Source organism: Pseudomonas sp. MNR3A, assembly GCF_009650575.1.
In the GTDB taxonomy this organism is placed as follows: domain Bacteria; phylum Pseudomonadota; class Gammaproteobacteria; order Pseudomonadales; family Pseudomonadaceae; genus Aquipseudomonas; species Aquipseudomonas machongensis.
On the sequence record NZ_VZZS01000008.1, the window covers coordinates 156940 to 177580 of the forward strand.

General features: G+C 64.1%; 18 protein-coding genes and 1 tRNA gene. 10 read left to right on the forward strand and 9 right to left on the reverse strand.

The genetic code is table 11. The annotated features are described in order from the left end of the window. Positions 1-127 precede the first annotated feature (127 nt). Complete coding sequence (gene prpF, locus F6X62_RS06130) at positions 128-1321, forward strand: 2-methylaconitate cis-trans isomerase PrpF (protein ID WP_153772966.1); 1194 nt, start codon at positions 128-130, stop codon at positions 1319-1321. 262 nt (positions 1322-1583) lie between these two features. Here prpF and acnB read toward each other — a convergent pair whose 3' ends face one another. Continuing rightward, a complete protein-coding gene (gene acnB, locus F6X62_RS06135) occupies positions 1584-4193 on the reverse strand; it encodes a bifunctional aconitate hydratase 2/2-methylisocitrate dehydratase (protein ID WP_153773090.1) in 2610 nt (869 codons plus the stop codon). A 407-nt stretch (positions 4194-4600) separates the two neighbouring features. Between acnB and F6X62_RS06140 the strand changes: the two genes are divergently transcribed. Both F6X62_RS06140 and F6X62_RS06145 read left to right on the forward strand, forming a co-directional pair. Then, positions 4601-5068: a DUF1289 domain-containing protein gene (locus tag F6X62_RS06140; protein ID WP_125930324.1), complete on the forward strand. Its 468-nt coding sequence runs from the start codon at positions 4601-4603 to the stop codon at positions 5066-5068. 68 nt (positions 5069-5136) lie between these two features. Then, positions 5137-5889, forward strand: a complete 753-nt coding sequence (locus F6X62_RS06145; protein ID WP_153772967.1) for a hypothetical protein — start codon at positions 5137-5139, stop codon at positions 5887-5889. A gap of 11 nt (positions 5890-5900) precedes the next feature. On the opposite strand, the gene queD is transcribed toward F6X62_RS06145, so the two are convergent. Both queD and F6X62_RS06155 read right to left on the reverse strand, forming a co-directional pair. After that, positions 5901-6257, reverse strand: a complete 357-nt coding sequence (gene queD / locus F6X62_RS06150; protein WP_028634508.1) for a 6-carboxytetrahydropterin synthase QueD — start codon at positions 6255-6257, stop codon at positions 5901-5903. A gap of 53 nt (positions 6258-6310) precedes the next feature. Continuing rightward, positions 6311-7390, reverse strand: coding sequence for a patatin-like phospholipase family protein (locus tag F6X62_RS06155; protein ID WP_063544157.1), 1080 nt, complete (start codon positions 7388-7390; stop codon positions 6311-6313). A gap of 167 nt (positions 7391-7557) precedes the next feature. Between F6X62_RS06155 and F6X62_RS06160 the strand changes: the two genes are divergently transcribed. The 5 genes from F6X62_RS06160 (at position 7558) to F6X62_RS06180 (ending at position 11566) form a co-directional block, all read left to right on the forward strand. Continuing rightward, on the forward strand, positions 7558-7866 hold the full coding sequence (locus tag F6X62_RS06160; protein ID WP_054894716.1) for a PepSY domain-containing protein: 309 nt from the start codon (positions 7558-7560) through the stop codon (positions 7864-7866). Further along, complete coding sequence (locus F6X62_RS06165) at positions 7866-8180, forward strand: PepSY domain-containing protein (RefSeq protein WP_054894717.1); 315 nt, start codon at positions 7866-7868, stop codon at positions 8178-8180. Before F6X62_RS06160 ends, F6X62_RS06165 begins: the two co-directional genes overlap by 1 nt. Further along, positions 8181-8852: a response regulator transcription factor gene (locus F6X62_RS06170; RefSeq protein WP_153772968.1), complete on the forward strand. Its 672-nt coding sequence runs from the start codon at positions 8181-8183 to the stop codon at positions 8850-8852. Beyond that, entirely contained in the window at positions 8849-10168 is a 1320-nt protein-coding gene (locus F6X62_RS06175) for a sensor histidine kinase (protein WP_153772969.1), read from the forward strand. The genes F6X62_RS06170 and F6X62_RS06175 overlap by 4 nt, the downstream gene beginning before the upstream one ends. A gap of 240 nt (positions 10169-10408) precedes the next feature. Next, a complete protein-coding gene (locus F6X62_RS06180; protein WP_153772970.1) occupies positions 10409-11566 on the forward strand; it encodes a CBS domain-containing protein in 1158 nt (385 codons plus the stop codon). Here the strand turns inward: F6X62_RS06180 and F6X62_RS06185 are convergent. Together F6X62_RS06185 and F6X62_RS06190 are read right to left on the reverse strand one after the other, a co-directional pair. Beyond that, positions 11540-12406, reverse strand: coding sequence for a LysR family transcriptional regulator (locus F6X62_RS06185; RefSeq protein WP_054894721.1), 867 nt, complete (start codon positions 12404-12406; stop codon positions 11540-11542). The genes F6X62_RS06180 and F6X62_RS06185 overlap by 27 nt on opposite strands. Positions 12407-12491: 85 nt before the next feature. Next, positions 12492-13784 (reverse strand): leucine-rich repeat-containing protein kinase family protein, encoded by a 1293-nt coding sequence (locus tag F6X62_RS06190; protein WP_153772971.1) that lies wholly within the window; start codon positions 13782-13784, stop codon positions 12492-12494. A 160-nt stretch (positions 13785-13944) separates the two neighbouring features. Between F6X62_RS06190 and F6X62_RS06195 the strand changes: the two genes are divergently transcribed. Beyond that, positions 13945-15834: a propionyl-CoA synthetase gene (locus tag F6X62_RS06195; RefSeq protein WP_153772972.1), complete on the forward strand. Its 1890-nt coding sequence runs from the start codon at positions 13945-13947 to the stop codon at positions 15832-15834. A gap of 30 nt (positions 15835-15864) precedes the next feature. Here F6X62_RS06195 and zapE read toward each other — a convergent pair whose 3' ends face one another. Then, the gene (gene zapE, locus F6X62_RS06200) at positions 15865-16941 is read right to left on the reverse strand and encodes a cell division protein ZapE (protein ID WP_153772973.1); all 1077 of its coding nucleotides are present in this window, start codon (positions 16939-16941) and stop codon (positions 15865-15867) included. 107 nt (positions 16942-17048) lie between these two features. Next, positions 17049-17291 carry a hypothetical protein gene (locus tag F6X62_RS06205; RefSeq protein ID WP_054894725.1) on the reverse strand — a complete coding sequence of 81 codons (243 nt, stop codon included), beginning with the start codon at positions 17289-17291 and terminating at the stop codon, positions 17049-17051. 291 nt (positions 17292-17582) lie between these two features. Between F6X62_RS06205 and F6X62_RS06210 the strand changes: the two genes are divergently transcribed. Continuing rightward, positions 17583-17657: transfer RNA gene (locus F6X62_RS06210), tRNA-Gln, on the forward strand. Between the two features lie 99 nt (positions 17658-17756). On the opposite strand, the gene F6X62_RS06215 is transcribed toward F6X62_RS06210, so the two are convergent. Next, complete coding sequence (locus F6X62_RS06215) at positions 17757-20144, reverse strand: response regulator (protein ID WP_153772974.1); 2388 nt, start codon at positions 20142-20144, stop codon at positions 17757-17759. An 11-nt stretch (positions 20145-20155) separates the two neighbouring features. Continuing rightward, complete coding sequence (locus F6X62_RS06220; protein ID WP_153772975.1) at positions 20156-20617, reverse strand: response regulator; 462 nt, start codon at positions 20615-20617, stop codon at positions 20156-20158. Between the last annotated feature and the right edge of the window lie 24 nt (positions 20618-20641).

Here is a 20641-nt window from a genome sequence, read left to right on the forward strand (position 1 = left end):
TTACCCTGTAGAAGCGGGCTAGTCCCGCGATTGCGTCAGCAGGAGCAATAACGCTGTCTGTTCTGACGCCATCGCGGGGCAAGCCCGCTCCCACGGGGGCGTGTGGGGCCTTGAAGGATGAGTGCTCATGGCATCTATAGCGCAAGTGAAAATCCCCGCCACCTACATCCGTGGTGGCACCAGCAAGGGCGTGTTCTTCCGCCTGCAAGACCTTCCCGAGCGCGCCCAGGTGCCAGGCCCTGCGCGCGATGCCTTGCTGTTGCGAGTGATCGGCAGTCCCGACCCCTATGCCAAGCAGATCGACGGCATGGGTGGTGCGACCTCCAGCACCAGCAAGACCGTGATTCTTTCGCCAAGCAGCAAGGCCGATCACGATGTCGACTACTTGTTCGGCCAGGTCGCCATCGACAAGGCCTTCGTCGACTGGAGCGGCAACTGCGGCAACCTCTCGGCGGCCGTAGGTTCGTTCGCCATCGCCGGTGGCATGGTGGACCCGGCACGCATCCCGCGCAACGGCATGGCGACAGTGCGCATCTGGCAGGCCAATATCGGCAAGACCATCATTGCTCATGTACCGATCACCGAGGGTGAGGTGCAGGAAACCGGCGACTTCGAGCTCGATGGCGTGACCTTCCCGGCGGCCGAAGTGCAACTGGAGTTCCTCGACCCTGCAGCCGATGAAGACGGCGAGGGCGGCGGGGCGATGTTCCCAACCGGCAACCTGGTTGACGATCTCGAGGTGCCAGGTGTCGGCACGTTCAAGGCGACCCTGATCAATGCCGGCATCCCGACCATCTTCGTCAATGCCGCCGACATCGGTTACACCGGAACCGAGCTTCAGGATGCGATCAATGGCGATGCCGCCGCGCTGGCGCGTTTCGAGACCATCCGTGCCCATGGCGCGGTACGTATGGGCCTGATCGAGCACATCGACCAGGCCGCCGGCCGCCAGCACACGCCGAAGGTCGCTTTCGTCGCGCCTGCTACGTCGTATACCGCTTCCAGCGGCAAGGCTGTGGCGGCGAGCGATATCGATCTGGTGGTGCGGGCGCTATCCATGGGCAAGTTGCATCACGCGATGATGGGGACGGCGGCGGTGGCCATTGGCACGGCGGCGGCGATTCCCGGCACTCTGGTGAACCTGGCGGCCGGTGGAGGAGAGCGTAGCGCGGTGCGTTTCGGTCACCCGTCCGGGACGTTGCGGGTGGGCGCCGAGGCGCGCAAGGCGGAGGGTGAGTGGACGGTGATCAAGGCCATCATGAGCCGCAGTGCGCGGGTGTTGATGGAAGGGTGGGTGAGGGTGCCTGGCGACGCCTTCTAGGCCTCCAGCCTGCGCCTCACCTGTGTGTAGGAGCAGCTGTCTTGCTCAAAAATCTGAGGCCTGCCCAATCCCGGTGGGAGCGGCGGTTCGCCGCTGCGACTTGTCCCGCGATCACCGGCGTAGCCGGTGCCATGCATCGCGGTGTTTCTTTCGCGGGCAAGCCCGCTCCCACAGGGACCTGCGCTCCTACTGGGATCCTTCCGGAATTGAAAAAGCCCCGGTATTTCTACCGGGGCTTTTCATTTACAACCGACTGCTCAGCTTACGCCTGAACCACCGGGATCTTGGCGTTGGCCGCCGCTTCACGGAACTCGGCGATCTGATCGAAGCTCAGGTAGCGGTAGACGTCGGCAGCCATGCTGTCGATATCCTTGGCGTACTGCAGGTACTCTTCGACGGTCGGCAGCTTGCCGAGGATCGACGCGACTGCAGCCAGCTCCGCCGACGCCAGGTAGACGTTGGTGGCATCGCCCAGACGGTTCGGGAAGTTACGGGTCGAGGTGGAGACCACGGTCGAACCGGTCTGAACACGTGCCTGGTTACCCATGCACAGCGAGCAGCCTGGCATTTCCATGCGCGCGCCAGCCTTGCCGTAGATGCCGTAGTAGCCTTCCTCGGTCAGCTGGTGGGCGTCCATCTTGGTGGGCGGCGCCAGCCACAGACGGGTCGGGATACCGCCCTTGACCTTGTCCAGCAGCTTGCCGGCAGCGCGGAAGTGACCGATGTTGGTCATGCACGAACCGATGAACACTTCGTCGATCTTCTCGCCTTGTACCTGCGATAGCAGGCGGGCGTCGTCCGGGTCGTTCGGCGCGCAGAGCACAGGCTCCTTGACGTCGGCCAGGTCGATTTCGATGATCTCGGCGTATTCGGCATCGGCGTCGGCCGACAGCAGCTCAGGGTTGGCCAGCCAGGCTTCCATCGCTTGCGCACGGCGCTCCATGGTGCGAGCGTCGCCGTAGCCTTCGCTGATCATCCAGCGCAGCAGGGTGATGTTCGACTGCAGGTACTCGGCGATGGCCTTTTCCGGCAGCTTGATGGTGCAACCGGCAGCCGAACGCTCGGCCGAAGCGTCGGACAGCTCGAACGCCTGCTCGACGGTCAGCTCGTCCAGGCCTTCGATTTCCAGGATGCGGCCGGAGAAGGCGTTCTTCTTGCCTTTCTTCTCGACGGTCAGCAGGCCCTTCTGGATGGCGTAGTAAGGGATGGCGTGGACCAGGTCACGCAGGGTGATGCCAGGTTGCAGCTTGCCCTTGAAGCGCACCAGTACCGACTCCGGCATGTCCAGCGGCATGACGCCGGTGGCAGCGGCGAAGGCGACCAGGCCGGAACCGGCCGGGAACGAGATGCCGATCGGGAAGCGGGTGTGCGAGTCGCCACCGGTGCCGACGGTGTCAGGCAGCAGCATGCGGTTCAGCCAGCTGTGGATGATGCCGTCGCCTGGACGCAGGGACACGCCGCCACGGGTGCGGATGAAATCCGGCAGGGTGTGGTGGGTGGTGACGTCGATCGGTTTCGGGTAGGCCGCGGTGTGGCAGAACGACTGCATGACCAGGTCGGCGGAGAAGCCCAGGCATGCCAGGTCTTTCAGCTCGTCACGGGTCATCGGGCCGGTGGTGTCCTGGGAACCGACGGTGGTCATCTTCGGTTCGCAGTAGGCACCCGGGCGTACGCCTTGGCCTTCCGGCAGGCCGCAGGCGCGACCGACCATCTTCTGTGCCAGGGTGAAGCCCTTGCCGGTGTCGGCAGGCTGTTCTGGCTTCTTGAACAGGTCCGAAGCACCCAGGCACAGTTCGGCACGGGCTTTTTCGGTCAGGCCACGGCCGACGATCAGCGGGATACGGCCGCCAGCGCGGACTTCGTCCAGCAGCACTTCGGTTTTCAGTTCGAAGGTGGTGACCAGCTCGCCGCTGTCGTGACGCTTGACTTCACCTTTGAACGGGTAGACGTCGATGACATCGCCCATGGCCAGGTTGGTGCAGTCGAATTCGATCGGCAGGGCGCCGGCGTCTTCCATGGTGTTGTAGAAGATCGGGGCGATCTTGGTGCCGAAGCAGAAACCACCGGCGCGCTTGTTCGGCACGTACGGGATGTCGTCGCCGAAGAACCACAGCACCGAGTTGGTGGCGGATTTACGCGAGGAGCCGGTACCGACCACGTCGCCGACGTAGGCAACCGGGAAGCCCTTGGCCTTGACCGCTTCGATCTGGGCCAGTGGGCCGACCGAACCAGGCTGCTGCGGTTCGATGCCATCACGGGCCATCTTCAGCATGGCCAGGGCGTGCAGTGGGATGTCAGGGCGCGACCAGGCGTCCGGGGCAGGGGACAGGTCATCGGTGTTGGTTTCGCCTGGCACCTTGAATACGGTCAGGGTGTACTTGTCGGCGATGGCTGGGCGCGAGGTGAACCACTCGCCGGCAGCCCAGGACTCCAGGACGGCCTTGGCGTGCACGTTGCCGGCCTTGGCTTTTTCGGCCACGTCGTGGAAGGCGTCGAACATCAGCAGGGTGTGCTTGAGCTGTTCGCCCGCGACGGCGCCCAGTTCGGCGTCGTCCAGCAGCGCGACCAGCGTCTCGATGTTGTAGCCACCCTGCATGGTGCCCAGCAGCTCGGTGGCGTGCTTGCGGTCGATCAGTGGCGACTTGGCTTCGCCCTTGGCGACAGCGGAGAGGAACGCGGCCTTGACGTAGGCAGCTTCGTCGACTCCTGGCGGAACGCGATTGGTGATCAGGTCTACGAGGAAGGCTTCTTCGCCGGCCGGCGGGTTTTTCAGCAGCTCGACCAGGCCTGCAGTTTGTTCGGCGTTCAGCGGCTGGGGCACGATACCCAGGGCGGCACGCTCTTCGATGTGTTTGCGGTAGGCTTCAAGCACAGTTATTACCCTCATCAGTGGTCCCTAAAGGGAGTCCGGGACGCTCATCCAGCATTCCCTGCACCCATGCGCGGATCACGGCTTTTTGAGCCGTCCAGCCAGGGTCGCAGAGAATCCTTACAGAAGCTGCTTTCAAAGTTTTACGCCTGTAGAACGGAGCGTTGATGAGGGGTTGGCGCGGGCCATGCGGGGAGCATGGCCTGGGCCAACACCGTTCTACCGGATGAACTGTGCTCGTGACGCTTTGAAAACAGCTTCCAACGGACATTGTTGCCTTGAAAAGGCGGGGTGATTCTACGGCAAAAAAACACGGAAGGTAAGTTGCCGACGATGACTTTAACGAGTGACCCCGGTTAGACAAAGGGCTAACATGACGCCGTGTTCCACCGCCAAGCCGTTGTTTTTCCATGTCCAACCAGTCCATCAAGACCCCTTGCGTCGGCCTTTGCTCAACTGTCTACGGAGACACCGTCTGCCGTGGCTGCAAGCGCTTTCACCATGAAGTGATCAATTGGAACGGTTATGACGAGGAGCAGAAGCGTGCCGTCTGGCTGCGCCTGGAGCAGTTGCTGGTGCAGGTGATGATGGCCAAGCTTGAAGTGTTCGACAAAGACCGTCTGCGCGAGCAACTCGAACAGCGCTCGATCCGCTTTCTTGCACACCAGTCCGAATACTGCTGGGCCTACCAGTTGATCGCCCGCGGTGCCCGCATGATCCGTGACCTGGAAGCCTACGGCATGGCCCTGCTGCCGGAGTTCCGCGATTGGGAGCTGCCGCAGTTGCGCGACGCCATCGACCGCGAGTTCTTCCTGCTTTCCGAGGCCCATTACCAGCGCTACATCGCGCCTGCTTTCCTGCAGCAGTCGCTGGGGTAAGACTTCAGGCTGCTGCGCCGCGCTCGTACTTTTTAGCGTTGACGCTCCCTCACTTCCAGGAGCGCCGTATGTCTAGTTTCGAGTTTCAACCCCTGCTGAGTTTCAACGCGCGTTGCCAATGGCAGCTTCATGATCGCCCTATTACCGTCGGCCAATGGAAAGAGAACAGTGACATGTTCCGGCCGTTCTGGGTCGAGTTCGATGACTGGAATGGAGACGATGGCTGGCTGATCACCAGTTGGGACTACGGCGAGGAGATGATCCAGTCGTTTCTGCTCGAAGGCTTGTTCGGCAAGGACGCGCACAAACGCTATGTGAGTGACTGCTTCTGGTTCGGTGTCTACCGCCATGCCGACGGCTATGTGTACGAGATCCGTCCCGCCTACGAAGGGCGCAACGAGCATGCCTGGCCCGAACTCGACTACTGGCTCGACACCAGTCGCAATGGCTACCTGGGGTTCTACAGCGCCGGATCGCCGGCGGGCGTGAACGTGGACGAGCCGGCCAGGGTCGAGATCAACGACCCTATCGGGACTTCGTTCGAGCTGCCTATTGACCCACCCATTCAGTTGACCACTCCGCTATACACCCTTACATCTGCACAGCGAACGCCCCTGTGGCATATTCCGGGCCTGAACCCCGCCGCATTGCGAGACAACGATGTGTTGCCGAACCTGACGCTCTACAGCCCGAAGGGACGCCAGGTCAGGCGTCAGGTGGAGAATGTCGCCTACCTCAACGACCAGATCGGCAAGCGCGGTGGCTTTACGCTGATTGTCAGTCAGTCTGGCGTTCCGCCTCATCGCAACCCACAGCCCTGACGGCCGGGTGGTCAGTCGCCGGTGTATTCGCAACCACTGGTGCAGGTCTCGTGGATACGCACTTTCGACAGTTCCGGCAGCAGCGGCTTGACCTGTTCCCAGATCCACTTGGCGATCACTTCGCTGGTCGGGTTTTCCAGGCCGGGAATGTCGTTCAGGTAGTTGTGGTCGAGGCGATCGTAGATCGGCTTGAAGATCGCCTTGACCTCGGCGAAGTCTCGGATCCAGCCGGTATGCGGGTCGAGCGGGCCAGTCAGGTGCAGGGCGACCTTGAACGAATGGCCGTGCAGGCGACCGCATTTGTGTCCTTCGGGGACGTGGGGCAGGCGGTGAGCGGACTCGAAGGTGAACTCTTTGAAAATTTCCACGCTGGCAGAACTCTGTGTGAATCAGGAATGCGCGCAGTCTACCAGCATGCTTGCTACAAGGCTTGCAACCGTTCATGCAGCCGCCCGGTGGCGACCAGCTCCAGCAGCTCGTCGCCCAGGCGCTGGCTTTCGGCGATGGCCTTGTACCAGTAACGCTTGCGTGTCGGCGCATCCCCCATGAAGCGCTTGAAGTCGTTGCGGTCTGGCAGCTTGCCATAGGGCAGGGCGGCCAGGTACTGCGGCGATGGGGTCATCAGCAGCACATTGTGCAGGCGTGTGGCATCGCCGCGACGCCAGGGCAGGGCCTTGTCGAACCAGCCGGGCACGACCTTGTCGGTGAAGTGCGGATAGAGCACCAGGTCGTCGCCTCGATAGGGCAGGTCGAGGTGGTAGTCCAGCAGGCCGCCGTCACGGTAGGTGCCGTTGCCAGCGCCGGGAATATCGCGCACGCCCTCCATCACCATCGGGATCGAGCCCGACGCGAGCAGCGCCTGTCGCAGGTTGCCCAGGTCCAGGGGCAGGCAGCGCGAGGGAAAGTCGGTCAGTGCGTCCAGTGGTGGTGCGCTACGGCCGTCATGCAGGATGATGCGTTCGAAGTGACGGGCCAGGCGCGAACGCCCGAGCAGGTTGCTGGCAATCACCGAGGACAGGCCCATGCCCAGCCGCGCGGGGTGATCATGGGCAAGCTGGCCATGGCTCTTCACCACCAGGATATTCAGGCGATAGTTCGGATTGGCCAGGATCTGGCCGTCACGACCCTGTAGCAGATCGTCGAGCATGCGCTGGCAGCTCTGGCTGATCTGCGCAGGGGTTACGCCCTTGGCGAAATCCTGCTCGGTGTACAGTTCGCCCAGGCGCCGCAGGCCGGCCACGGGGTCGTCCAGGCAGGCGCTGGCAAAGCGCCAGGAGCCGATCGAGGCGCCGATCAGCGAGCGCTGCCGCGGTGCCGACGGCAGCAACTGGCCGAACAATGCCAGGTCCAGGCCCTGTATACCCAGCGGCTTGGGGCCGCCGGCCGCCCCCGGGAGCACCCCGACATCGACAGCCCGCAGGCCGCGCTCGCGGATCTGCGCCAGGGCGCGTCGGCCGGCCTTGAAGGTCAGGGCGGGATACTTGATATGGATGGCGCTCATGGCTGTCTCTTGAAGGGCAGGGACGCATTATAGGCAATTGGGGTTCGACAGACGCTCGGAGGCTGCGAACGGCGCTATCATGTCGCCAGCTGTTTTCAGGTTGAGTTAAGGACCGGTGGTTAATCTTAACCCCGTAGACAACATACGCACCTCGATGGAGAGACCCTATGAAAACGTTGACCGCCCTGTTCACCGCCGCTGCCCTGACCTTCGGTGCCACTGCCGCCTTCGCCAAGGACGTGCAGCCCGACGAAGTGGTCAAACTGGTGAATGCTAAGACCATCAAGTCGCTGGATGAGCTCAAGGCCGCTGCCGTGGCCAAGCATCCCGGCTCGACCGTGACCGACTCCGAGCTCGAAGACGAATACGGCCGCTATGTCTACAAGGTCGAACTGCGCGATGCGCAGAACGTCGAATGGGACGTGGCCCTGGACGCCAAGACCGGTGAAGTGCTGAAGGACGAACGAGACAACTGATGAACACCCTGCCGCGAGCGGTGCCCTGTCTGGCACTGGCATTATGGGTCGCCTGCTCGCCGGCGACCGCCCGCGACCTGGACCAGGACGAAGCCCTGGAGCTGCGTCAGCAGGGCATCATCCTCCCGCTTGAGCAACTGCTCGACGCAGCCCTGGGGCGCTACCCCGGGGCGCGTTTGCTGGAGGCCGAGCTGGAAGAGAAGCACGGCCGTTACGAGTACGAGGTCGAACTGCTGACCCCGGCCGGTGTGGTGCGTGAAATCAAGTACGACGCCCGTACCGGCGTTTTGATCAAGGACGAGGAAGACGACTGAATGCGCCTGTTGCTTGTCGAGGACAATGTGCCGCTGGCCGACGAATTGATCGCCAGCCTGCAACGCCAGGGCTATGCCGTGGACTGGCTGGCCGACGGTCGTGACGCGGTCTACCAGGGGCAGAGCGAGCCTTATGACCTGATCATCCTCGACCTCGGCCTGCCCGGCCTGCCGGGGTTGGAGGTACTGACGCAGTGGCGTGCCGCTGCGCTGGCCACCCCCGTGCTCATTCTCACCGCTCGCGGTTCCTGGGCCGAACGCATCGAAGGGCTGAAGGCCGGAGCCGACGACTACCTCACCAAACCCTTCCACCCCGAAGAACTGCAACTGCGCATCCAGGCTCTGCTGCGTCGTGCCCGTGGCCTGGCCAACCAGCCGCGCCTGGAGGCGGCGGGCCTGCACCTGGACGAAGGGCGCCAGTGCGTCGTGCGCGAGGGTGTGGATGTGCAACTGACCGCCGCCGAGTTTCGCCTGCTGCGCTATTTCATGCTGCACCCGCAGCAGGTCCTGTCCAAAAGCCACTTGGCCGAGCATCTCTACGACGGGGAAACCGAGCGTGACTCCAACGTGCTCGAGGTGCACGTCAATCACCTGCGGCGCAAGCTGGGACGCAGCGTGATCGAGACCCGTCGCGGCCAGGGCTATGTCTACGCCGGGAGCAGCAACGGGTGAAGTCGATCCAGGCACGCCTGAGCCTCGGCCTGGTGGCCGTGCTGGTGGTGGTCGGCGTGGTGATGGCGCAGGTGACCCTGTGGTTGTTCGAGGCCGGGTTGCAGCGCTATCTCGAAGCCGGGCTGCGCAAGGAGAGCGAGAACCTGCTGGTGGCGCTGGTCCGGGGCCCCAACGGCCTGCAACTGGACGAGCGGCGTATCTCGGCGGCCTACCAACGGCCGTTTTCAGGGTATTACTTTCGCATCGATTTCGAGCAGGGCACCTGGCGCTCCCGTTCGCTATGGGACCTGGACATGCCCAAGCTCGCGCGCCCGGGGCTGGAGGATGGCCATGAGCTGGGCCCGGAAGGCCAGCAACTATTGGCCTATCGCGGAGATTACCGGCGCCTGGGGCAGGATATCTCGATCAGCGTCGCTCAGGATTATTCACCCGTACGCGAGGGGTTCAGGCGCTTGCAGCAGATCGGCCTGGGCATGGGTGTGCTGGCGCTGCTGTTGATCCTGGTCCTGCAGCGCATCACCGTGACCCGCTCGTTGCGTCCGCTGGAGCGCGCCCGTCAGCAGATCGCCCAATTGCAACAGGGGCAGCGCTCCCAACTCGATGCCCAGGTGCCCAGCGAACTGCAACCGCTGGTGGACCAGGTCAACCACCTGCTGGCGCACACCGAAGACAGCCTGCGTCGCTCACGCAATGCGCTGGGTAACCTCGGCCATGCCTTGAAGACCCCTCTGGCGGTGCTGCTGAGCCTGGCGTCGAGCGAGCGCCTGCGCGATCTGCCTGAAGTGCAGGCGCAACTGCGCGAACAACTGGAGCAGATCCAACAGCGCCTGGCCCGTGAACTGAACCGCGCACGCCTGGCGGGCGATGCCTTGCCAGGCGCGCAGTTCGACTGCGATGCGGAGCTGCCTGGGCTGCTCTCCACGCTTGGCATGATCCATGGCGAGGGGCTGCTGCTGGCGCGTGATGTACCACCGGGGTTGTTGCTGCCCTGGGATCGCGAGGACCTGCTGGAGCTGCTGGGCAACCTGCTCGACAACGCCTGCAAATGGGCTGACAGCGAGGTACGCCTGGGTATCGAGGCAACCGCCGAGGGTTACCGCCTCTGGGTCGACGACGATGGGCCAGGAATTCCGGATGAGGCGCGGGAGCAGGTACTGGAGCGTGGTTCGCGGCTCGACGAGCAGGTGGATGGTCATGGCCTGGGGCTGGGCATCGTGCGGGACATCGTCGAGGCCTGGGAGGGGCGGATCACCTTGCTCGAGAGCACGCTGGGAGGGCTGCGCGTCAGCATCGAGTTGCCACGCAAGGGACGCTGACACGCCTCTTGGCCCTTGAAAGATCGATCAAGGGCAGATCCAGCAAAAAAATTGCAGTCCAGGCGCATTTTTTTGAATTGGCCCCAAAACGGTGCGTTCGGCACAATCCTCGCCACGAAACCCTCCGGTTTCCATCTCTCCACGGACGGAGCCCATTGTCATTGCCTTGGTAATGCAGGGCCCAGACCCTCTCGGCTGGGCTTTCTTTTTAACTATTCCAATACGATTGCGCTTGATTCGATGCCTGCCTCACGTCCTGAAAACCGTTTGCAGCGCCTGTTGCCGGCGCCTTTGAATATTCCCCCGCGGGAATGGCTGCGTGCCGCTGTCGGCGCGCTGCTGGGTCTGTTCCTCGCCGGATGGCTGTGCAGCATGGCGTACGGCCCCTCCGTGGCCTTGCACCTGCTTGGCCCGTTGGCCGCCTCGGCGGTACTGGTGTTTGCCGTGCATTCCGGCCCGCTGGCGCAGCCCTGGCCGGTGCTCGGCAGCTATGCCCTGGCCGGGATCCTCGGGTTGGCGATGCGCCAGGGCCTGGGCAGCGAGCTCTGGGTGGCCGCAGCGGCCCTGGGGGGCTCGCTGCTGCTGATGTGCGGGTTGCGTTGCCTGCACCCTCCGGGCGGCGGTGTGGCGGCCAGCGTGGTGCTGGCTGACCCAGGGCTGGTGGCGATGGGCGACCATTTGCTCGAGCCAGTGCTGCTCAACGCATTGATTCTGGTGGCCGTTGCGGTGCTCTACAACCGCCTGACCGGGGTGCGTTATCCCAAGGGCGCCGTACCGCGCAAAGACCCGCATCACACCCATGACCCACTGCCCGGTGCACGCGTCGGCATCAGCGCAGAAGACCTGGATCTGGCGCTGGAGGAGCTGGGGGAGTTCGTCGATGTCACCCGCGATGAGCTCGAACGTATCATCCTGGCCACCGAGCAGCACGCCCTGCAGCGCAGCCTGGGCGGGATCACGGCGGCCGCGGTGATGTCTCGCGACGTACAGTTCGCCTCGCCGGACACGACCCTGGAACAGGCCTGGAAGATGCTCGCCAGCCATCACCTGAAGACGCTTCCGGTGCTGGAACACGGGCGTTTGGTCGGTATCGTCAGTCTCAGCGACCTGGTTGGCCCTGCGATGGCCCGGGGGCGCTTCAGTTGGCGAGGCCTGTTCCGTCGCCCGTCGACACGCATGGCGCAGGTCATGAGCCGCCAAGTGGTCAGCGTCGGTAGCGAGTATCCATTGGAACGTCTCCTGCCGCTGCTCAGCGAGCACGGATTGCACTGCTTGCCGGTGCTGGACGACGGGCGACTGGTTGGAGTGATCACCCAGACCGACCTTATCGCCGGCCTGAAACGTCACCTGCTCAACGCTGCAACGCAGCGCTCAGACCAGCGGGTCCCAGCGTTGTGACCAGTCGCTGGCGCCGTCGGCCACCTGACGGCGCAGCAGCGCGAGCGCCTGTTGCAGCGCCTCGCTGTCACGTTCACGGGCATAGACCAGGAACGTCGGGTAGGTGAACTCCGGCGCCTGTGGCACGCGCTCCAGCACGCCGCTATCCAGATAGGCCTGCACCACACGGGTACGGAAATAGCCGCTGCCGCCCTGGTCGAGGATGAACTGTAGCGCCAGGGGGCCGAGGTTGAAGCTCAGCGCCGGCCGCGCGCAGTGGGGCAGGGCTGCGTCGTGCTGGCGTCGGAAGGCTTCGCCCCAGTCGACATAGATGTAAGGCTCGGGCAGGTCGACGCGGCGGATGCGGATCAGCTTTTCTTCCATCAACTGTTCGACTTGCAACCCCGGGACATAGGTCGGTTGATAGACCAGCGCCGCATCCAGCAAGCCCATTTCCACTTTGCGCAGCAACGCTTCGCCGTCGCTCACTTCGCTGCGGATCGCATGGTCGGGCAGGGCCCCATGCAGTGCGCTGACCCAATCGAGCATCAGCGGATTGCCCAGGCTCACCTCGCCCCCCAGGTGCAGGACCTTCTGGCAGCCCTGTGGCAGCGGCAGGTCACGGCGTGCCGCTTCCCAGGTGTGTACCAGTTGGTTGGCGTAGGTGACGAAGGCCTCGCCGTCGCCGGTCAAGCTGGCGCCGTTGCGGCTGCGCACGAACAGCTGACAGCCGAGTTGTTGCTCCAGGCGCTGCACTCGGGCCGAAATGGCAGTCTGTGAGACGAACAGGCGCTCGGCTGCGGCCACCAGGCTGCCGCAGCGCACGATTTCCAGAAAGGTACGGGCCTGATCGATGTCCATTGGGTGCTCGGCTGTGGGTCAGTGCGTCATTCTAGGGGCTTTGCACCGGATTGGGGCAGGTAAATGATCCAAGGCCCCCGTGCTCTCAATGGCTGCGCAGCGCCTCGCTCACCTGGGTGAACGCTGGGCGTCGCAGCACATCCGCTTGCTGGCAGTGCTCGGCCAGGGCGCGCAGCCTGGTGTCGTCTTCTTCGCAGCAGTCCAGCAGTTCGTCGATGAGAATACCGAAGGCGCGCACCTCCAGGCGCTCGATGGCCTCGCCAGCCGCGCCTGCTGTCGGCGAGTGGAACGACGCCGCGCCGAAGTCCCCGAGCAGACAGTCACCGGCTGCTGCACAGAGGATGTTGTGTGCATACAAGTCGCCATGGTTCACGCCCCGTGCATGCAGGTGCGCGGCCACCGAAGCGACACCGGCCAGCAGGTGCTGCACAGCATCCAGGCTGAAATGGCGTTCTGCGGGGTAGCGGTCGCGCGTGCAACTGTCCAGGCTCGGTGGGCCTGCAAGGTTGAACCAGCTCGGATCGATCAGTTGCATCACCAGCGCCGGGCGAAGCTGGGGATGGTTGTCGATACGCCCGAGCAGCCGCACCAGTTGCGGATGGTCGCCCGCTGCCAGGCAGGCGCTCATCTCTGCCAGGGGTGAGCCATCGCTGGTGATCTCGCCCTTGTACAGCTTGACCGCCACCGGTGCCTGCTGTGCGCGCCAATGCGCCAGGTGAATCACCCCCGAGGCACCACGACCGAGTTCTTCGCCCAGTGTGAGATCCGCCCAGTCGATACGCTGGGCGACGGCCTCCGCTGTGGGCGCCCACAGCGCCTGGGGTAGCGGGTTGTCGGCATAGGCCAGCCACGCCAGGCGCGGCATGCGCAGCAGCCAGTCGGGCAGGGCGGTAAGGCGGTTGCTGGCGACGCGCAGCAGTTCCAGGCGTTCGCAACGGGCGAGGCTCTCGGGCAGATCGGTCAGGCGGTTGCCTGCGAGCATCAGCTTCTGTAACTGGGTGCACTTGTCAATCTGTTGCGGCAGGGTTTCGAGCAGGTTGTCGGTCAGTACCAGCGAGCGCAGGCTGGCTGGCAGCGCCTGCGAGTCGACCTGGCTGATGCGGTTGCTCTTGAAGCCCACGGTTTCCAGACGCGCGCAGCGGCCGATGCCATGGGGCAGGTGGGTGAAGCGGTTTTCCGAGCAGAACAGCACTTTCAGCCGGGTCAGTCGGTGCAGGTCGTCGGGCAATGCGCTCAGGGCGTTGCCGGTCAGGTTCAGCACCTCGAGTGTGTCTGCGAGCGTGAAGATCTCTGGCGGGAAGCAGGTCAGGCCTTCGCACAGGTCAAGGCGGGTGATGCCTTGGAGTCGGCCGGCTTTGAGGTCTTCGAGGCTGTGCATGATGCGTGCTTATGGCTTGGAAAGGCCGCCATTCTAGAGCTGCGCCAGGCTATTGCAAATCTGCACAAGGGTTGCGACTTAAGTCCGATGGCAGGGGCGCAATGCCGGTCCATACTCAAGGCTCGCCCTTCAATAACAACAAGTACCGGGTTGCGAACCAATGACCTATCAGCACAGCTACGCGCATTCCATCACCGAACCCGCCAGCTTCTGGCAAGCCCAGGCCGAGCAGCTTGCCTGGCACCGCAAACCCTCGCTCACCCTGCAGGACAACCCGGACGGCACCCATCGCTGGTTCGCTGACGGGCGCCTGAACAGCAGCTACCTGGCCCTGGACCATCAGATCGAGCAAGGCCGCGGCGAGCAGTTGGCGCTGATCTACGACTCGCCTGTGACCGGCACCGCGCAGACCTTCACCTACCTTCAATTGCGCGACGAGGTCGCGCGCCTGGCCGGTCTGCTGCGCGCGCTCGGCGTGGGCAAGGGCGATGGCGTGATCATCTACATGCCCATGGTGCCGCAGGCAGCCATGGCCATGCTGGCCTGCGCGCGGATCGGCGCGGTGCACTCGGTGGTGTTCGGCGGTTTTGCCGCCAACGAATTGGCCCTGCGTATCGACGATGCGCGGCCGGCCCTGCTGCTCACCGCGTCCTGTGGCCTGGAGTTCGACCGGGTGATCGAATACAAGCCGCTGGTCGATCGCGCCCTGCAACTGGCCCGGCACCAGCCTCGGCATGTGCTGGTGCTGCAACGTCCCCAGGCCCGCGCGCAGCTGCAGCCTGGGCGCGACCTGGACTGGCAGGCGGCGGTGGCCGATGCCGAGCCGGTGGCGCCGGTCGAGCTGGACGCAGGCGACCCGCTGTACATCATGTACACCTCCGGCACCACCGGAAAACCCAAGGGCATCGTGCGTGAGAATGGCGGCAATGCGGTCGCGCTGTGCTATGCCATGCGTCACGTCTACGGTATGCAGGCGGGCGATGTGTGGTGGGGGATTTCCGACGTGGGCTGGGTGGTCGGCCATTCGCTGATCGTCTACGGGCCGTTGATGAGCGGCTGCACCACGGTGTTCTACGAAGGCAAGCCGATTCGCACCCCGGATGCCTCGGCGTACTGGCGGGTGGTCGAGCAGTACAAGGTCAATGCACTGTTCTGCGCACCGACCGCCATGCGTGCGATCCGCAAGGAAGATCCGGATGGCGAACTGATCCGCCGTCATGATCTGGGTTCGCTGCGTCAGTTGTTCCTTGCCGGCGAGAAACTCGACTCCAGCACGCACCAGTGGCTGGAGCGGGTCAGTGGCAAACCTGTGCACGATCATTGGTGGCAGACCGAGACCGGCTGGCCGGTCACCGCGCCGTGCGTGGGGCTCGAGGGCAGCGCTGCACGCCCGGGTTCGAGCAATCGTGCAGTGCCGGGCTATCACGTGCAGGTGCTGGACGATGAGGGGCGCCCCTTGGCGCCGAACCAGCAGGGCGCCATCGTGATCGCCTTGCCGTTGCCGCCAGGTTGCAGCCAGACGCTCTGGGGCGACCACCCACGCTACCTGCAAGCCTACCTGCACAGCTATCCGGGCTATTACCACACCGGTGACGGCGGCTACCTGGACGATGACGGCTTCGTCTACATCATGGGGCGCACCGATGATGTGATCAACGTCTCCGGGCATCGGCTGTCTACCGGCGAGATGGAGGACCTGGTGGCGCAGCATCCCGCGGTGGCCGAGTGCGCGGTGATCGGCGTGCACGACGAGATCAAGGGCCAGGTACCGCTGGCGCTGGTGGTGCTCAAGGACGGGCAGGGCATTGCCGAACAGCAGTTGCAGGCCGAACTGGTGGCCAAGGTGCGCGAGCAGATCGGGGCGCTGGCTTGTTTCAATCGAGTGCGTCTGGTCAAGCGCCTGCCCAAGACACGCTCGGGCAAGATCCTGCGTGCGGTGCTGCGCAAGATTGCCGATGGCGTGGACTACGTGGCGCCGTCCACGCTGGATGACCCGGCGGTACTGCCTGAGATAGAGGGTGTGCTGGCGGACCTGCCGCGGGCGGGATAAGGCCGCGGTGTCACCGGCAGGCGCGGCCCGTCAGGCCGCAGGCCCCATCTGCTGAAGTTGCCCCAGCCGGCTGCGGGTGCGCATCAGGTCGTTGATCGCCCCGCCCAGGCTTTGCTCCAGGCTGCGCTTGCCCAGCACCAGCAGCGATTTGTCCTGGTCGTACAACACATCGATCAGGTTGACGAAGCGCTGCTGCGCCGCCAGTGAACAGGCCGACAGATCATCCAGGCCATCGATGATCCAGTGGTCGAAACGTTCGGCCAGGGCCAGGTAGTCGATGACCGCGGTGGGCTGTTCGCACAAGTCGTCGAAGGCGAACATCACCTGTCGTTCATGGCTGTGCAGCGCGCGCAGCGGACGGCGATTCACCTCCAGCGTGAGTGCCTGTGCGGCGGGCACGGCAAGCATCTGGCGCTGCGAGGCATCGGCTGGCCAGACATAGTGGCCCTGGGTGAAACGCTGTTGCTCGCGGTTGGCCGGCAGGCTGCGAAAATCGGTGTCGCCGCCGACCTCCAGCACCTGCATGCGGCTGTTGATCAGGCGTATCACCGGCAGGAAGCGCTCGTGATACAGCGGGTTGGGCAGCAGCCCTTCCGGGGCGTAGTTGGACGTTACCAGCAAGAACACACCCCGCTCGAACAGTGCACCGAACAAGCGGGTGAGCAGCGTTGCATCGCCAATATCGTGGACGTGGAACTCGTCGAAGCACAGCACCTGGCAATCGCCGAGCAACGCATCCAGGGTGGCCCCCAGCGCATCGTCCAGGGCGCGGTGGCGGTGCATGCCTTCGTGCAGGCGGGCGAAGAAATCATGAAAATGCAGGCGGCGTTTCGCTGTGGTCGGCACGGCCTGGAAGAACCCGTCGAGCAGCCAGCTCTTGCCTCGACCGACCGAGCCATGCAGGTACAGGCTGCGCGCCTGGCCCTGTTCGAGGGCGGCCAGTTGCGTGGCCATGGCCTCGATCACCCGGTGTTGGCCTTCGCTCAGGGTATAGCCGCGTTCGCCGGCCTTGCCCTGGAAGTGCGTCAGCAGCGTAGTGTCGATTGGGGGGCAGGTACGCAGGCGCTGGCCGAGGTGGCGCAGGGGGTTTTGAATCCAGGCGGACAAGGCGACGGCTCCGAATGACGAGGGCAGACGCAGCTTGCGCGAGCCTGCGTCGTTTGACCAGTCGAGAATGTGCGCCACAGTGATCGCATGGCGCGATAGGTCGCCGATCAGGCCTTGCGCTCCAGCTGCCGTTCGATCATGAACTTGACGGCCAGGCGCTTTTCCTTGAGGTGGCGCAGGTCTTCGTCCACAAAGTTGCCCGCTGAAATCGACTCGGCAGCCAGCACCTGGTTGTCGAGGTCCATGTAGTCGTCCAGCAGGCGATCCAGTGTCTTGTCCTGCTGACGTCGCTGTTGAACGATTTCGCGTGGGTAGTGCAGGTCCTGATACAGGTCGTGTGAAACTGGCATGGCGCCCTCCTTGTGATGCGCAAGCGGTGGTTACTTGCTTGGAATGGGTAAAGGCGCATGCGTTGAAGCGAGGCGGAAAAAAACCGACAGACGGTTGCCTGTGCCAACCCTTTCAAGGGCGAGTGGCGCCCAAGGCAACGGGTGTGGTTGGATCACCTTCGAGTAGAGGACACTAACTTGCTGTTTTCCGGCAATTTTTTTCAACTCGGGGGTTCCCAGCCGAAAAGAATGTTGGTAAAGTGCGGCCCATTCCAGCACAGCAACACACGTAGCTGTCAGCGAATTCGATACAGGGGCGTCGCCAAGCGGTAAGGCAGCAGGTTTTGATCCTGCCATGCGTTGGTTCGAATCCAGCCGCCCCTGCCATTATTTCCAAGCATTCTCAAGCGTCCAGCCTGCAAGTCAGCCTGGCGATTTTTTTGTGTCTGCTCGTCAGGTGGCGCGCGCATGGCGCGCCATCCTGGCTTACTCCGCTCCCCCCAGCAAATCGTTCAGTGCCCGGGTCAGGTCTTCGGCTTGCACGGGCTTCTGCATGACCAGGCTGCCGGGCAACTCCAGCCCTTCCAGTTCGGCGTAGCCAGTGAGAAACACCACGGGCAGGCGAGGGTAGCGCTCGCGTGCAGCATGGGCCAACTGGGCGCCATTGAACTCGGGCATGGCGAAGTCGGTGAGCAGCAGATCGATGCGTTCGTCGAGCAAGGCCAAGGCCTGCTCGCCACTGTGGGCCTGGCGTACCTGGTAGCCGTGCAGGCGCAGCACGTCACCGATCATGTCGCGGACCAGGTGATCGTCATCCACCAGCAGCACCACTCGGTCGTGACCGTTGAGCGATGCACCTTGCGGCACTGCGAGCGTCTGCGGCTCATCAAGGTCGACTTGCTTGACCGCCGGCAGGTAGACGCTGACCTGGGTACCGAGCCCGGGTGCCGTGTCGATGTGCACGCCGCCGCCTGACTGCTTGGCGAAGCCGAACACCTGAGCCAGGCCCAGGCCCGAGCCCTTGCCGATATCCTTGGTGGTGAAGAACGGTTCGAAGACCCGAGCCACCACTTCTTCACTCATGCCGCACCCGGTGTCGCGGATCGACAGCATCACGTACTCGCCAGGCTCGGGGTCTTCCGGGCGCTGGGCGAGGGCCTCGATGCGTATGTTGCGGGTCGACAGGGTCAACTGGCCGCCGGTTGGCATGGCGTCGCGGGCGTTGATCGCCAGGTTGAGGATGATCATCTCGGTCTGGGTCGGGTCGGTCAGGGCCTGCCACAGGCTGCTGTCCAGATCCAGGCGCACCGAGATATTGCCGCCCAGGGTGCGCCGCAGCAGTTCCTCAAGGCCGGCCAGGGTGTGGTTGAGGTGCAGCGGCACGGGTTCCAGGCGCTGGCGGCGCGAGAAGGCCAGTAACTGCGAGGTAAGCTTGGCCCCGCGCTCGCCGGCTTCGCGCACATGCTTCAGGCGGCTGCGCGCCTTGGCCAGGTCGCCTTTGTCGAGGTCGCGCTCGACGAAGCTGGTGCCGGTGAGGATCACGGTCAACAGGTTATTGAAGTCATGGGCCACCCCCGCAGTGAGTTGGCCCACCGCTTCCAGGCGTTGCATCTGCTGCAGGGCCGCTTCGATGCGTTCGCGCTCGATGATCTGGTCACGCAGTCGGCGGTTGGCCTCGGCCAACCCCAGCGCCGATTCGCGCTCGCTGCTGATGTCACGGGCGACCACGTATAACAGCGTGTCTTCCGGCACCACCACCCAGGACAGCCAGCGCTGCTGCCCGCCGGCATGCTGGATACGGCCGATGAAACGGGCGCTGGTGCGGCCATGGGCGAGGGCGGCCAGCTCTTCGAGAAAGGCCTCCTGCTCGGCTTCGGGCAACAGGTGCAGCAGCGACGTCTGGCTCAGGCGTTCGCGGCTGATGCCCAGTACCCCCTCCCATGCCGGGTTCAGTGCCACTGGCGTCAGGTCCTTGTTCAGCACCGCGAGCAGGTCCTGCGACAGCTCCCAGGCACGGTCGCGCTCGCGGGTGCGGCGCTCGACCCGTTCGCCGAGCATTTCATTGAGCTGCTTGAGCGCCTGGGTGGCCAGGCGTTGCTGGTGGATGTCCTGCAGCACACCAGAAAAACGCACGCAGCGGCCATCGACAAACTGTGCCTGCCCGGTGGACAGCAGCCAATGCGGTTCCAGGTTGCCGGGAGCGGCGATGCGGAATTCGGCGCGGTAGTGGCCGTCGCTGTCTGGCTGCATCGCCAGTTCCACGGCTTGGCTGACATGGGGCCGATCTTCGGGGTGAATGCCGGCGTAGAACACCTCCAGACTCATCTCGGCGTCGGCTGGCAGACCGAACAGGGCCTTGCAACGGTTGTCCCACAGTAGCAGCTCTTCCTGCGGGCGGTAGTCCCAGGTGCCCATGCCGGCGGCGTCGATGGCAATGCGCGCACGTGCCTCGACATCGGCCAGCGCTTCCTCGGCACGGCGCCGCCGCTGGCGCTCCTGCACCTCGGTCAGGGCTCGGCGCACGGCCTTGGGCAGCAGCGGCAGGTTTTTCTTCAGTACATAGTCGGTGGCGCCCAGGCGGATCATCTCCACCGCGTGCTCTTCACCGTAGATGCCGGACAGGAAGATGAAGGGCACGTCCGGTGCCAGGCGCTGGGCGATGGCCAGCACATCGGTGCCGGAGGAGCCGGGCAGGACGCAGTCGCAAAGAATCAGGTCGTAGCTGCCTTCAAGCAGCGCGTGCTCCACCCCGGCATGGTCGAACACCAGGTGCGACTGGACCTGAAAACCACTGCGCTCCAGGCGCAACAGGCTCAGCTCGGCGTCCATCGAACTGTCTTCGACCATCAGCAGTTTCAGCGAAGTGGCTTGCATCGTCGGCGCCTTCAGTTGCTGCCACGCCGGTTCAGGCGCAGCGAGCCGGGCGGTGGTTCGTTGAGCACGGCCCAGAACACCCCGAGCTCGGAAATGGCGGCAACGAACTCCTTGAACTCCACCGGCTTGACCACGTACGCGTTGACTCCCAGCTCATAGGCGCGCAGCAAGTCGGGTTCTTCACGCGAGGAGGTCAGCATGACGGTGGGAATGCTGCGCAGTTCTGGCGTGGCGCGCACCTCCTTGAGCACTTCCAGGCCGTCGACTTTTGGCAATTTGAGGTCGAGCAGCAGCACCGCCGGATTGCCGTCGTCGCGTGCGGCGTAGGCGTTGCGCCGCAGCAGGTAGTCGAGGGCATCGGCGCCATCGCGCAGGACAATGACTTCGTTGGCCAACTGGCTGCGTTCCAGGGCCAGGAGCGTCAGCTCCAGGTCTCGGGGGTTGTCTTCGACCAGCAGGATCGGTTTGAGCATGATGAGTACGGTTACCTCAGGTAT